General features: G+C 43.8%; 11 protein-coding genes and 1 riboswitch. Of the genes, 9 read left to right on the top strand and 2 right to left on the bottom strand.

Annotation, left to right across the window (positions count from 1 at the left end; translation table 11 throughout):
- Positions 1 to 134 (bottom strand): IS630 transposase-related protein (locus E5983_RS05995; protein ID WP_160332216.1); only part of this gene is annotated, 134 nt, incomplete at its 3' end.
- 110 nt (positions 135 to 244) lie between these two features.
- Between E5983_RS05995 and E5983_RS05990 the strand changes: the two genes are divergently transcribed.
- Both E5983_RS05990 and E5983_RS05985 read left to right on the top strand, forming a co-directional pair.
- On the top strand, positions 245 to 1867 hold the full coding sequence (locus E5983_RS05990; protein ID WP_160332980.1) for a DUF1430 domain-containing protein: 1623 nt from the start codon (positions 245 to 247) through the stop codon (positions 1865 to 1867).
- Positions 1868 to 1871: 4 nt separating this feature from the next.
- Positions 1872 to 2501, top strand: coding sequence for an ABC transporter ATP-binding protein (locus E5983_RS05985; protein ID WP_160332979.1), 630 nt, complete (start codon positions 1872 to 1874; stop codon positions 2499 to 2501).
- Between the two features lie 35 nt (positions 2502 to 2536).
- On the opposite strand, the gene E5983_RS05980 is transcribed toward E5983_RS05985, so the two are convergent.
- Entirely contained in the window at positions 2537 to 2977 is a 441-nt protein-coding gene (locus E5983_RS05980) for a GtrA family protein (protein WP_160332978.1), read from the bottom strand.
- A gap of 29 nt (positions 2978 to 3006) precedes the next feature.
- Positions 3007 to 3103, top strand: a riboswitch (PreQ1 riboswitch).
- Here E5983_RS05980 and E5983_RS05975 point away from each other — a divergent pair.
- The 7 genes from E5983_RS05975 to E5983_RS05945 all read left to right on the top strand — a co-directional run bounded on the left by E5983_RS05975 (position 3101) and on the right by E5983_RS05945 (position 14196).
- Positions 3101 to 3610 carry a QueT transporter family protein gene (locus tag E5983_RS05975; protein WP_160332977.1) on the top strand — a complete coding sequence of 170 codons (510 nt, stop codon included), beginning with the start codon at positions 3101 to 3103 and terminating at the stop codon, positions 3608 to 3610. It overlaps the preceding riboswitch by 3 nt.
- Before the next feature lie 121 nt (positions 3611 to 3731).
- On the top strand, positions 3732 to 5693 hold the full coding sequence (gene ligA, locus E5983_RS05970; RefSeq protein WP_160332976.1) for an NAD-dependent DNA ligase LigA: 1962 nt from the start codon (positions 3732 to 3734) through the stop codon (positions 5691 to 5693).
- Entirely contained in the window at positions 5693 to 6649 is a 957-nt protein-coding gene (locus E5983_RS05965) for a diacylglycerol kinase family lipid kinase (RefSeq protein WP_160332975.1), read from the top strand. Before ligA ends, E5983_RS05965 begins: the two co-directional genes overlap by 1 nt.
- A 2-nt stretch (positions 6650 to 6651) precedes the next feature.
- A complete protein-coding gene (pulA, locus tag E5983_RS05960) occupies positions 6652 to 8949 on the top strand; it encodes a type I pullulanase (RefSeq protein ID WP_160332974.1) in 2298 nt (765 codons plus the stop codon).
- 128 nt (positions 8950 to 9077) lie between these two features.
- Entirely contained in the window at positions 9078 to 12128 is a 3051-nt protein-coding gene (locus tag E5983_RS05955) for a DEAD/DEAH box helicase family protein (protein WP_160332973.1), read from the top strand.
- A 15-nt stretch (positions 12129 to 12143) separates the two neighbouring features.
- A complete protein-coding gene (locus E5983_RS05950; protein ID WP_160332972.1) occupies positions 12144 to 13751 on the top strand; it encodes an HsdM family class I SAM-dependent methyltransferase in 1608 nt (535 codons plus the stop codon).
- Positions 13744 to 14196, top strand: coding sequence for a restriction endonuclease subunit S (locus E5983_RS05945; RefSeq protein ID WP_237397592.1), 453 nt, complete (start codon positions 13744 to 13746; stop codon positions 14194 to 14196). Before E5983_RS05950 ends, E5983_RS05945 begins: the two co-directional genes overlap by 8 nt.
- Positions 14197 to 14317 lie beyond the last annotated feature (121 nt).

Genomic DNA, 14317 nt, shown 5'->3' with positions numbered 1-14317 from the left:
GTTTTCTCTTTTAATTTAATCCATTGATAAATGGTATTACGAGAAATTTGGAAAACAGTTGCTGCTTCAGAAATACTGCCAATATTCTCACAATATGAAAGAACTTTTTCACGAAAATCTACTGAATATGCCATAAAAATAGTATAGCACAAAATGTGCGGTTTTTGTTTCATTCTACTATATCTACACTGCATTTGGTGAGGGAGCAAGTCCTGATGGGTTGACATTGCAAGGGTACGGGAAAGTGCAAGATGTTAAAAATGCTTATCTGCTATTGGATGGTCCCTTGACAGCTGAGCATTTATCGGCTTATTTGCAAGCCAAAGGCTACCAGAGTTTTTCTTATGAACCTGCTCCATTATGGAAGCTCTCTGTTTCTATGCTTGGAACTCCGCTCTATCTTCTGGCCTTATTTTTAGCTGCTCTCACTTATTTTAGTGTAACTGTTATTGAAGGCATTAAGACTCTTCGGTACAGAGGGCTGAAGTTGTTCTCTGGTCAGTCCTGCTTTCAAATTTTTCTTCAAGCCTTCAAAAAAGAGGGAGTCTTCCTAGTTCAAATAACCGTTTTAGCTTTCTTAGTAGGGGCTGTCTCGCTATTCTTGTCGTCCGTAAGAGAGATTCTCTTTTTTCAACTATTAGCTTTTATACTTACTCTTTATGTTGTTGGTTTATTGTTGATTTATTTATCCCTACAACTTCTTTTGCTTTTGCATCTAAAATACAGTCCTCTCGTATCTCTCTTAAAGGGGGCACTGCCTTTTTCTCAATTACTAGGCTTGCTTTTATTAAGTCAATGTGTGGCTATCTTGGCTCTAGGATGGACAGAGAAGACGGTCTCTTATGCTTGGAATCAAGTAACAGAGCTGGCCAGTGTTGAAAAAGATTGGAATCAAGCCAAGGAATTGGTCGAGATTGGTTACAGTTTTGGAGCGGCCTTTACGAAGGGGAAAGAGCAGAGGGAACAAGAGGAGTCATGGCTTTCCTTTATTCATGAAGTCTGGAAAAGCAATGCGATTTTTGTCCACAATGATTTGAGAGCTCGACAATTTGAGACGGACAGGTCAGACCCAATTGTGTTACAAGTATCCTCTTCCTATTTAGAAAATCAGAAATTGGACTATCCGAAAGAGTGGGATGAGCTGGAGGCAGGGCAGTTTGGTTTGTTGGTACCGGAAGATCTCTGGAACCAAAGAGAATTTTATCAGAAGCAGATGAAGGAGCAGTGGGGAAGAGAGATTCAGATTTCGGCCTATCCTTACAAGACTCATAAAAAGCTATTTATCTACAATACCTCCTGGGATTTAAGCCAGCGAATATCGACTCCGATCTTGGAAGTAATTGGTCCTGAATCGATTGTGGACAAAGCCTTAGCTCGCTCCTATTGGTCGAGTACCGCTAGCCAGTTTCTACAAGTACCCGGATATCAGCAGACTCTTCAATTATTGGAAAAAACCGGAGCTGATCGTTGGGTGTCTAGTATTGAATTTTCGCAGAAAAATTATCAACTTGCTTTGGTTCAAGCGAGACAGGAATTTACTTTCTTGGTTCTAGGAGCTTGTTTAAGTGGATTTATTTCACTTCTTTTGTATTTCACTATGCAGGGAATTTATTTCCAAGAATTTAGAAAGGAGATTTTCCTGAAGCGATTAAATGGCTTGAATTTTTGGGAAGTGCACGGAGTCTATCTCCTACTACAGCTAGTAGTTCTAGGAGTAGCAGCAAGTTTTCAACTTTATTGGCAGATTCACCCAATTTTTGTTTTAGGAAATAGTCTCCTATACCTTGTATGCTTATTACTGTTGCTCTATTATCAACAATTAAAAGAGGATAAGTCAGCAGTACTTCTTTTAAAAGGAGGGGGGTAAAGATATGCTCGTATGTGATCGGCTGGAGAAAGCTTACGGACCACGCTCTGTATTTCAGGGTTTAAACCTTCAATTTGAAGCTGGGAAAGTGTATGCTCTTGTAGGGGCCAGCGGCAGGGGTAAGACAACACTCTTGAATATTTTAGCCAAGCTGGAACGCCCTGATAGTGGAAGGGTTTTGTATCGGGCGAAGGAGCTGAACTCCTTATCACGAATTGCTTTTTTTAGAAATGATTTAGGTTATCTTCTCCAGCAAGGAGACCTGCTGGAGAATGAGACCATTGCTGCTAATTTAGAATTAGCTCTGGTTGGGAAAAAGCCTCCAGTAGATAGGGAGATCTTCTTTGCACAAAAGCTGGCTCAGGTTCACTTGGACTATCTTGACCTAGATCAAAAAATCTATGAGTTATCTGGAGGAGAGGCTCAGCGTATAGCTATTGCCAAACTATTCATCAAAGAACCTCCTTTGATTTTAGCCGATGAACCAACAGCTTCTCTTGATTCTGAAAATAGTCGACTAGTAATGGATTTACTATTATCTCTCAAACATCCTGAACGCATCATTATTATTGCGACGCACAGTCCTGATATTTGGACGCGTGTGGATGAGGTAGTCGACTTGTCAATGGTATGATGAGTTAGATATGAAAAAAGGCTAGGAGCGGGGTCCTAGCCTTGATTGTTTGTAAATACAAAGAGTTTGCTGATGAGGTAGTTGAGGACAATAATCAAGACTTGCGAGGTCAGGGCCACAATGGCATTGACGGCTTGCAGGTTATGGTTGACAAATTGTCCGATGATTTCTGGGAATTGGGTGACAAAGAGATAGCTAAGTCCAATGTCTAATAGAAAAGTTGACAGACGGGCCATGAAAAATTTAACCAAACGCTCCCAACGGCCGGGGCTTTTTTGTTTGAAAACAAAGAGGTCATTGGTGATAAAGGCGAATAAGATGGCCAAAATATTGGCAGTGGCAGCTGAGACGACGGCGTCTTGGGTGAGGTAGAAGAAAAGGGTTCGGAAGACCAAATAGATAACTGTCGCTAGGACACCGAAGAAGAGGTAGGATAGGACCTCGTTGTTAAAAAATTTTTGAATAAGTGTTTTCATGGAAACTAGTCTATCATAAAGCAGGGAAATGTGCTATACTGGGACTGTTGTAGATGCAACCCTTGACGCTTCCTTCTTTCGTCAAGCATATTTGAAGCGGAATTGCCGCTAAAGGAGTTTAGAATGAAATCATTAACCACTAAGGATCTGGCTCAGATCTCTCTTGTTGCAGCACTCTATGTTTTGCTGACTGTTTTGCCTCCCTTCAATGCTTTGAGTTACGGAGCTTACCAGTTACGGCTATCAGAGATGCTGAATTTTTTTGCCTTTTTGCACCCCAAGTATATCCTGGCCCTAACCGTGGGCTGTATGATTGCCAATTTTTATAGTTTTGGCATCATTGATGTATTTGTTGGGGGTGGTTCAACCCTAATCTTTGTTGCCTTGGGAGTTTGGCTCTTTCAATCTTATGTGGGTCATGGAAAAATCTTGAATGTATTTGACAAGGGCTATTTTTTCTTTTCCCTCTTTTTTGCAAGTTCCATGTTTACGATTGCCCTAGAATTGCATCTATTGCAAGGGTTGCCCTTCTTTTTGACCTGGTTTACGACGGGTCTGGGGGAGTTGCTGTCCCTTTTGGTAGGAGCGCTTTTGTTCCAAAACATGGAAAAACGCTTGCGGACCCTTTTTTAGAGTCTACTCGATCGATAAAACAGCGTTTTGTCGGTCTTTTTTTGTCGAAAAAATTGCGACAAGGCTAGGGGTTTATAGCTTATCTATTCTTATTTTTAATGGTTCATGATAAAATAAAGGCATGGAAGAAAGAATGATTGAATTGGTCGGGGAGCTGAATCGCTATGCCCAGGCCTACTATGAGCAGGATCAGCCGCTGGTCTCAGATCAGGAGTATGATCGTCTTTATCGGGAATTGGTGCAATTAGAGGAAAAGCATCCAGAGTTGGTTCGTTCAGATAGTCCAACCCATCGTGTGGGTGGTAAGGTTCTAGACGGCTTTAGTAAGTATCCGCATGTCTATCCGCTTTTTAGTTTGCAGGATGCCTTTAGTCTTGAGGAATTGGAAGAGTTTGACCAGCGGGTTCGGAAGGAATTTCCGCAAGTTCAGTATGTCTGTGAAATCAAAATTGACGGCCTGTCTGTTTCCTTGACCTATGAACAAGGTGTTTTGGTTGTAGGGGCAACCCGTGGGGATGGCCAGGTGGGGGAAGATATTACCGAAAACCTCCGCCGGGTCCAGGATATTCCTTTACGGCTGTCCCAAGCCGTGGACATCACGGTACGTGGGGAATGTTACATGCCCAAGGAAGCTTTCCGAGACTTGAATCAGAAGCGGGAGTTGGAAGGCGAGACCAGCTTTGCCAATCCTCGAAATGCGGCGGCGGGAACCTTGCGGCAGTTGGACACGCAGGTGGTTTCTGATCGAAAGCTAGCGACCTTCTTGTACCAAGTGGCCGGTCCTTGGGAAGCAGCGAGTCAAGAGTCGGTTTTGGAGGACTTGCAAGCCTTAGGTTTTGTGGTCAATCCGCTGCGTCGGACAGTCGCAAGTATGGCTGAGGTCTGGGCTTTTATCCAAGAGATTCAGGAAATCCGTGAAGAGTTGGCCTATGAGATTGATGGGATGGTGATCAAGGTCAATGATTTAGCCATGCAAGAGGAACTTGGCTTTACGGTCAAATATCCTAAGTGGGCGATTGCTTATAAGTTTCCGGCTGAAGAAAAGGAAGCAACCTTGCTGTCTGTCGACTGGACTGTCGGTCGGACCGGGGTGGTCACTCCGACCGCTAATTTGAGTCCCGTCCAACTAGCTGGCACAAAAGTCAGTCGGGCGACCCTGCACAACCGGGACTATATTCTTGAAAAAGACATCCACCAGGGCGACACAGTTGTGGTCTATAAGGCTGGAGACATTATTCCGGCTGTATCCCATGTTGTCTTGCAGAAACGCCAGCCCGAGAGTCAGGCGCTTGCCATTCCTAGCCATTGTCCTAGCTGCCAGTCTGAGCTGGAGCAGTTGGAGGATGAGGTGGCCTTGCGCTGTGTCAATCCCCAGTGTCCGGCCCAACTCAAGGAGCGCCTCAGTCATTTTGCCAGCCGCGCAGCCATGAACATCCAAGGCTTGGGGCCGTCCATGATTGAAAAACTCTTTGAAGCCAAGTTGCTGACGAGTGTCAGCGATTTGTATCGCTTGCAGCTGGAGGACCTGGTGGCCCTGGATGGGGTCCAAGCCAAGTCCAGCCAGAAATTGCTGGATGCCTTGGAAGTTTCCAAACAGAATTCAGCGGACCGCCTGTTATTTGGTCTCGGAATTCGTTTTGTGGGGGCCAAGGCCAGTCGTTTACTTTTGGAAAAATTTGAATCACTACCAGCCTTAAGCCAGGCTAGTGAAGCCGAAATTGTATCTATTGAAGGCATCGGACCGGCAGTAGCCCAGAGCCTGAATCATTATTTTTCACATGCGGAAGCCCAGCTCTTACTAGAAGAATTAGGGGCTATCGGCATGAATCTGAACTATCTTGGTCAAAAAAAGGTTGCAGATGGTATCCTGACCGGGCAAACGGTTGTTCTCACAGGAAAACTCAGCCGCTTGAAGCGGTCGGAAGCTAAGGCCAAGCTGGAAGCTCTGGGAGCCAAGGTAACCGGCTCGGTTTCGAAAAAAACCAGCTTGGTTGTTGCTGGCGAAGATGCTGGTAGTAAGTTAGCCAAGGCACAAGAGCTGGGGATACCAGTTCAAGATGAAGCTTGGTTGGAGAAATTGTAATGGCAGAACCTAGAAAAAGAGCCCGTTTGATTTATAATCCGACATCCGGGCAAGAAATTATGAAACGCTACATTGCCGATGTCCTGGACGTCTTGGAAGACCTTGGCTATGAAACGTCGGCTTATCAGACGACACCCCTCCCTTTTTCCGCTAAAATAGAAGCAGAACGGGCGGCTAGATCCGGCTTTGACTTGGTCATCGCAGCTGGTGGGGACGGGACCATCAATGAGGTTGTGAATGGGATTGCTCATTTGGAGTCCAGACCGCGGATGGCTTTTATCCCGGTTGGGACGACCAATGACTATGCTCGGGCCTTGAAAATTCCGATGGGAGATCCTGTGGCGGCGGCCAAGGTCATTGCACAAAATCAGTTGGTCAAAATGGATATTGGTCGGGCTTATGGAAGCAAGCATTTTATCAATATTGCGGCAGCTGGGACCTTGTCGGAATTGACCTACAGTGTCCCTAGTAATATTAAGACCCGGCTTGGCTATCTGGCCTATGTAGCCAAGGGGGCAGAGATGTTGCCACGGGCCAAGTCGCGGAAAATTCGCTTGGAGCATGATGGGGGAGTTTTTGAGGGCAAGGTTTCTTTAATCTTTGTGGCCTTGACCAATTCAATTGCTGGCTTTGAAAAGCTGGCTCCGGATGCCAAGTTAGATGATGGGAATTTCACCCTTATCATTGTTAAAACAGACCGGATTTTTGACATGATGTCCTTGATCATTCAGGCGATCAATGGGGGTCAACATGTTACCGATCCTAATGTCATCTATATCAAAACCAAGGAATTAAAATTGGAAGTACTGGAAGGGGACCAACAGTTTATGTTGAACCTGGATGGAGAATATGGGGGCGACACCCCAGTCCATCTGGAAGTTCTTCCCAATCATTTAGAATTTTATGCCAATGTTGATGAAATCTCTGATGATGCATTGACCGGCAATCGAGGATAGAAATGCTAGAATATCGTGTATTGATTCATTACCATAGTCAGGAAGGACGCTATGCAGGTGTCAATCTCTGGCAATGGAAGGATGGGGATTTAGGGCAGGAAACACGGTTTTCCAACTATGACTATTTTGGACTCGCAGCTGAAATTAGCTATAGTGGCCATGGCCCGCTCGCGGCTGCCAAGTTTTTGATTAAGGCACATGATTGGTCCTGGCAGTCCCGGGATTTTGAGGTCAAGCTCTTACCTATTAATCTCAAGACAGAGGTCTGGGTTATTGAGGGAGATGAGACCCTCTATTACTCCAAACAGGCAGCCATGGCCAGTCCGCAATTTCGCTACCGCAACCCCCATGCCTTTGACATGGCCAATCATAGCCAAGGCTTTGACCAATACTGGGCCTACCAAGGTTGGCTGGGGGCTCGCTACGAGGCGACAGGATCTGTATTCAAGGTCTGGGCTCCAACCGCCAAACAAGTGGATTTGATCGTCTATACAGTGGCTACTAATGATGCCCCTGTTTGGAAAGTCTACCCGATGGAGCGGGGCAGCGTTGCCTCAACTGATCATCGGAAAAATGATATAGGGGTCTGGTCTGTATGTGTGACCACGGACATTCGGGGTCTGGCTTATCAATACCATGTTTACCAGGACTTTGAAGACCGTGTGACCAGAGATCCCTATGCTACGGCTGCTACGGAAGACGGTTTTCGGTCAGTCTTGCTGGCAGAGGAGGATCGCGCCCTTCCTAATTTTTCCCTGGCAGATGAATCGAGGGCCACTTGGCGCGTGGACGATCCTAGTCAGGCGGTAATCTATGAAATGCATATACGGGACCTGACCAAGTCGCCAACATCAGGTGTTCCGGACAATCTTCGGGGAACCTATCTAGGAGCTGCCTATCCGGGCAGTCGGACGGCCAGCGGCCAGCCAACAGGCTTGGATTATATCAAGGAGCTTGGGGTTAACTATGTCCAACTCCAGCCGATTGCGGATCGCTTCAAGCAGTACGATTCAGAAGGAAATGTGCTCTACAATTGGGGCTATGATCCGCAAAACTATAATGTTCCGGAACCTAGCCTGTCCAATCATGCCAGCTCACCTGCCCAGGTGATTCGGGATTTCAAAACCATGGTGAAAACCTACCATGACGCGGGTATCGGGGTGATCATGGATGTGGTCTATAACCATGTCTATTCGACCTATGATAGTCCGTTCCAGGCTTTGGTACCGGATTATTACTTCCGCATGGCCTATGATGGTTCTTTTGAAAATGGGACGGGTGTCGGCAGTGAGACGGCTAGTGAACATGCCATGTTCCGTAAATACATGATCGATTCGCTCCGCTACTGGGTCAAGGAATACCAGATTGATGGCTTCCGCTTTGACCTCATGGGTATCCATGACGTGGAGACCATGAATCAGATTCGCCAAGCCATGGATGAGATTGACCCCCGAATCCTCCTGTATGGCGAAGGTTGGGACATGGGAACCGTCCTTGCCCCCGAACAAAAAGCTAAAAAAGGCAATGCCCACCTCATGCCGCGAATTGGCTTTTTTAATGACGACCAACGGGACAGCCTCAAGGGATCTGAGGTCTATGGTCATCTCAAGGCCGGCTTTGTCAGCGGCCAGGGCAGCGAACACCAGGTTGCAGAAGCCTTCAAGGCTAGCCACAAGCTCGGCAGCTACCTGACCCCATCCCAGGTCCTCAACTATGTTCAAGCCCACGATAATTATAACCTCCATGATCTCCTACAGGAGTTACATCCAGACGAAGACGTCACCATCCGTTGGCAACGCCAGGAACTGGCGACAGTTCTTAACTTACTCATGCCAGGCATGACCTTTATGGAAGCCGGCCAAGAATTTGGACGAACCAAACTCCTAGCAACAGGCCTAGACGGCGAGGTCACAACTGCAGACAAGGAACGGGCCATGAATTCCTACAATGCCCCAGACGCAGTTAACCAGATCGATTGGAACCGCCTGGATTTTGTCTCCCAAGCCCTGGACCGCATTCGCCAACTGATCCAGCTCAAGGAGACCGCCCCCAACTTTGCCTTTACGACCTATGAACAAGTCCTTGAAACGATCGATTTTGGACCAATTGAAGAAGGGTCTGGCCGCCTCGAAGTGATCTTCCGTGGCCCGCAAAAGGACTATAGCTTACTCGTGACGGTTAAAGAAGCCTCTCCACTGGAACATCTGGCAGAATGGGACCTAGTGGTTTCCAACCAAGAGGCCTGGGATGGACCGTCCTTAGAGCCCTTGCACTATGCCCTGTTTGAACGAAAACACTGATACACATCCCCTTTCCATTTTGGAAGGGGGATTTTTTGGGCAGTGAACCGTGAATCACCGTTTTGAAAAACTTACTCAAGGTGCTATAATATAAGTTAATGATAACGGTTTAACAAAGGAGCTAGAGAATGGCAAAAAGAAGAGAGTTTTCAGAGTTGTCGCGGGTTCAGCTACCAGCAGCCTTACATTTGATGCGTTTAGGATATACCTACTTACCCCATGATGGAGAGGATCTCCCTGATCGAGACAAGGATACGAACATTCTGGTTTCAATTTTTAGAAATCAGTTTCTGAAGCTCAATGATGGCTTAACAGACCAGGATTTTACCCGTGAATTCGAAAACATTAATCTAGAACTCGATTATTCTGATTTGGGACGTGCCTTCTTTAACCGTCTTCAGGGTGCAGATGGCAGGAAATACATTGACTGGGAAAATCCAGTCAATAACACCTATCACATTGCTCTTGAAGTTACCTGTGAAAACGGTCAAGACAGCTTTCGCCCAGACATTGTTATTTTTATTAACGGCCTCCCTTTATCCTATTTGGAAGTAAAGATGCCAAATGCTACTCGAGATGGGAAAACAGGAATACAGTCTGAGCGAGCACGTACCAAGATGCGCTTTGAGAATCGGAAATTCCGCCGCTTCAACAATATCACTCAATTGCTGACATTTTCAGATAACCAGTCCTACATGTTGGAGAATGGGAAGCAAGTAGTTGGTTCCTATTATTGTTCCAATGCCATTTCGGATACTAAATTTAATGCGTTTAAGGAGGAGCGTGGGACTGAGCTTCAACTTGCGGATCCGCTAAGTGAAGAGGAGCAAGATCTAGTCCTTAGAGATATGCGTCGGACAGCCCTGAAGTCCTCGACTGACTTCCTCAAAAACCTATCCCCCGACACTCCATGTAATTCATTTCTTACCTCCATTTACCAGAAAGAACGGTTTCTATTTTTACTCCATTATGGACTGGTCTATGTAGAAGAGATGACCAAGGATGGAAAGGTGCAGCTGCAAAAGCATGTGATGCGCTATCCTCAATATTTTGCGACTAGAGCCATTGAAGATGCGATTGGAAAAGGAAAGAAAAAAGGTGTTATTTGGCATACTCAGGGTTCAGGTAAAACAGCACTTGCCTTCTTCAATATTCGTTATTTAAGAGATTACTATTCCAAACAAGAAGTGGTCCCGCAATTTTATTTTGTTGTGGATCGCTTGGATTTGGCAGATCAGGCCGTTAAAGAATTTAGCAAACGAGGCCTTAAAGTGAAGCGAATTCATCATTCAGGTGAGTTGAATAAAATACATGATGATTACGATGTAGCTGTGGTCAATATTCAAAAATTTGAAGCTAGCTCTGATTTAACAGATAAATCAGGTTATAGCCTTAATCGGCAAACTATTTATTTTATTGATGAAGCCCACCGTTCTTACAATAAGCAGGGTTCCTACTTGCCAAATCTCTATAATGCCGATGAAAATGCGATTAAGATTGCCTTAACAGGTACACCTTTGATAACCTATAAAAGAGATGGACAGACTAAAGAAAGCCATGCAACGACACGAGATCTTTTTGGAGACTACATTCATAAGTATTATTACAATCAGTCGATTGAGGACGGTTTCACCCTTAGACTGATGCGGGAAGATATCGAAACTGCTTATAAAGAGGGACTACGCACTATTGAGAAGGAAATCCAAAAGGGGAGTTTGAAAAAAAGTGATATCTTTGCCCATTCACGCTATGTTTCAGCCATGCTGGATTTCATTTTGGACGATTTTGTGCACGCAAGGGAGCTGATCTTTGACGACGATTCGATTGGTGGCATGATTGTTTGTGACTCTGCAGAGCAAGCACGGGAACTTGAAAAGCAATTAGAGATGCGTCGGAGCAAGGGTGAAACGGAATTGACATCAGCCCTGATTCTCCATGACGAAGGGGACAAGGCTCATAAAAAAGAGTGGGTTGCTGATTTTAAACGGGGCAAGGTTGATTTACTGATCGTCTATTCCATGCTCTTAACTGGCTTTGATGCGCCACGCCTGAAACGTCTGTATCTAGGTCGTAAGGTAAAAGCCCACAATCTTTTGCAGACCCTGACACGGGTTAATCGTCCCTATAACGATTATAGTTTTGGTTATGTGATTGATTTTGCGGATATCTCCGATGAATTTGACAAAACCAATCGTGCTTATTTAGAAGAGCTGAATCACGAGTATGCCTTAGAAGTAACAGGGGAAAACGGAGAAGACGTTTTTGGCACAATCTTTGTTTCAGCCGAAGAGATTGAACAGGAGCTAGATAGGGCAAAGCGTATTTTAGAGCCGTATCCTACCCAAGATCTCGATCTTTTTGAAGAGTATCTGAACAATGTAAGGGAACGTAAAGGTTTGACGGAATTGAAAAAGGCCTTAACGACCATTAAACAGTTCTATAATATGGCTCGGCTTCTGAAACATGATGAATTATTGGAACAGATTGATATTTCACATGTATCTATGATGTTGAATAGTATTTCCAAGCGGTTGATGACCCTGTCGATTATTGGCGAATCTGATATGTTTTCAAATCGTGCTCTTCTTAATCTGGCCATGTCGGACATGAGTTTTACCTTTACAAAAATTGCAGAAGAAGAACTACGGTTAGCAGCTGATGATTTGGATAAAGAACGAAAACGGGTTTTTGCCATGATTGACCGCTATAGAGATGAAAAGGATCCAGAGTGGGTGAACCTGATGGCTGAGTTGAAACGGGTCTTGGAGAAATACCTACATTATCAACAAACTGGTTACACCAAGGAAAAACTAGATGAACTAAAGTCCGATTACAAGAAGCTCTTTGATCAAGCTGAATCCTATAATGATAAAATGACCCTTTTAGAGTTGAATTGTAATCGTGATAAAGGACTAGCCAGGGTTTTTAAACATATGACACAATCAACTGAAATACATAAAGATAAAGAAATGTTCAATATTATCGAAAAAGCTAAAGCAACTATTGACGGTGAACTGTCAAAGAATGGTGCTCTTATTGAAAATGATGCTTATTTGAGACAATTTATTGAGTCTGAAGCCGCCAAAAGCATAAATTCAGTAGGTAAAGAATCAATTTATTATTGTGATTGGGATCAATTGGATTTATTAACAGCAGAACTCGTTGAAATATATGAATAGGAAAATACTGTAAAGATGAATGAAAATTACAAAGTTCAAGTTCAAGATTTAGTTGATAATCTGAAAGCTATTTTTACCCATGCAGGTTTGGGAGGTGAAGCAGGTGAGTATAAACTGCTGACCCAATCTTTCCTGTATAAATTTCTTAATGACAAGTTTTTATATGAAGCTAAGGCTGTAGATGCAACCAATACTTACGATTGTATGATCAGCATGAGCGAGAAGGATTACAATAATCGGGTTTTAAGAATAATTGGACCAGCCACTGCTCATATGAAACCGGATCAATTTATCGAAACGCTTCACCGTAGGCAAAATGAAAAGTCCTTTTATGAAACTTTTGAACAAACTCTTAATCAAATTGCGATTGATAACAACGCTATCTTTTCGGTTCATACAGCTGGCGACACAGCTATTCGCCTTTTTGATGAGCATTTGATTACGGATAATATAGCAGATGTAAGCAAGCGTAATGAGGTGGCTACTGCCATTATCAAGTCACTAGCTAAGGTTAAATTTGATGAGGCTATCTTTGCCCAGGGCTTTGACTTTTTCTCAACTCTTTTTGAGTATATGATTAAGGATTACAATAAAGATGGCGGTGGTAAGTATGCGGAGTATTATACTCCGCATTCAGTGGCTAAGATTATCGCGGATATCTTGGTCGGATTTGATGAACCGTCAAATGTGCGGATCTATGATCCATCCGCTGGCTCCGGTACCCTCCTGATGAACCTGGCCAGCCGGATTGGGACCGATAAAACCATGGTCTATAGTCAGGATATTTCTCAAAAATCCTCAAACCTTTTACGCCTGAACTTGATTTTGAACGGTCTCCAACATTCAATCCAGAACATTGTTCAGGGGAATACGATTTTGACCAATCGTCATCCTGAAAAAATGGATTACATCGTCTCTAACCCACCCTTTAAACTGGATTTTTCTGAGTGGCGGGATCAGGTGGAGAATTTACCCAATGCCAAGGAACGTTTCTTTGCAGGAGTACCAAAAATTCCAGCCAAGTCCAAAGATAAAATGGCCATCTATGAACTGTTTGTTCAACACATTATCTACTCTTTAAAGGATGATGGAAAGGCAGCAGTTGTTCTCCCGACAGGTTTCATTACAGCCCAGTCCGGTATTGATAAGAAAATTCGGCAATACCTGGTTGATAACCAGATGTTAGCTGGTGTTATTTCCATGCCTTCGAATATTTTTGCGACAACAGGTACCAATGTCTCGATTCTCTTTATTGATAAATCCAATAAAGGAGAAGTAGTTCTTATTGATGCTTCAAACCTAGGTACCAAAGTCAAAGAAGGAAAGAATCAAAAAACAGTCCTTTCAAGCGATGAAGAACAGCAAATTGTGACCACCTTTATCAACAAGGAGACTGTCGAGGATTTATCCGTTGTTGTTTCTTATGATGAAATCAAGGAAAAAAATTACTCACTCAGTGCCGGCCAATACTTTGACATTAAAATTGACTATGTCGATATCACACCAGCAGAGTTTGAAGCTAAGATGAAGGCTTTTCAAAGTAAACTTGCAGACCTGTTCAAACAGTCTCATGAGCTGGAGCAGGAGATCGAGAAACAGATGAAGGGAATAAGATATGAGTGAGTGGAGGGAGACAACTTTAACTGATTTGGGAATTTTTGGTAGAGGGAAGTCAAAGCATCGTCCCAGAAATGACATTAGGTTATTTGAAGGAGGTAAGTATCCTTTGGTTCAAACAGGGGATGTTAAATCTGCTAATCTTTATATAACGAAAAATGAAGCATTTTATAATGAATTTGGGTTAGAGCAGAGTAAACTTTGGCCCGCTGGGACATTGTGTATCACAATAGCAGCTAATATTGCAGAAACAGGAATTTTGTCGTATCCAATGTGTTTTCCAGATAGTATTGTTGGCTTTAATGCAGATCCTGAAAAAAGTAGCGAAATATTTGTATACTATCTCTTTGAATATATAAAGAGAGAGGTTCAAAAATCAGCAAGTGGAAGTATTCAGGATAATATCAATATTGATTATTTGGCTCTTTGTCAAGTTGTGTGGAATCCCTGAAAACTGACAGTTTTAGGCTTTTATTATTTAGCTTTTTAATAAGGGTGTTGAGATGGTTTTAACGTCAATCCGAATCCGGCTTCTTTCGAATTTCTATGAGATGCTTTCCCTGTGGTGGGGG

Source organism: Streptococcus danieliae (assembly GCF_009767945.1).
Taxonomy (GTDB): Bacteria; Bacillota; Bacilli; order Lactobacillales; family Streptococcaceae; genus Streptococcus; species Streptococcus danieliae.
This window is presented reverse-complemented; position numbering and strand designations above follow the sequence as displayed.

Bases quoted from the DNA above. Each gene is read 5' to 3' on its own strand.
- E5983_RS05965 (WP_160332975.1), top strand. From the start codon at position 5,693: ATGGCAGAACCTAGAAAAAGAGCCCGTTTGATTTATAATCCGACATCC.
- ligA (WP_160332976.1), top strand. From the start codon at position 3,732: ATGGAAGAAAGAATGATTGAATTGGTCGGGGAGCTGAATCGCTATGCC.
- E5983_RS05950 (WP_160332972.1), top strand. From the start codon at position 12,144: ATGAATGAAAATTACAAAGTTCAAGTTCAAGATTTAGTTGATAATCTG.
- E5983_RS05975 (WP_160332977.1), top strand. From the start codon at position 3,101: ATGAAATCATTAACCACTAAGGATCTGGCTCAGATCTCTCTTGTTGCA.
- E5983_RS05980 (WP_160332978.1), bottom strand. From the start codon at position 2,977: ATGAAAACACTTATTCAAAAATTTTTTAACAACGAGGTCCTATCCTAC.
- pulA (WP_160332974.1), top strand. From the start codon at position 6,652: ATGCTAGAATATCGTGTATTGATTCATTACCATAGTCAGGAAGGACGC.
- E5983_RS05945 (WP_237397592.1), top strand. From the start codon at position 13,744: ATGAGTGAGTGGAGGGAGACAACTTTAACTGATTTGGGAATTTTTGGT.
- E5983_RS05985 (WP_160332979.1), top strand. From the start codon at position 1,872: ATGCTCGTATGTGATCGGCTGGAGAAAGCTTACGGACCACGCTCTGTA.
- E5983_RS05955 (WP_160332973.1), top strand. From the start codon at position 9,078: ATGGCAAAAAGAAGAGAGTTTTCAGAGTTGTCGCGGGTTCAGCTACCA.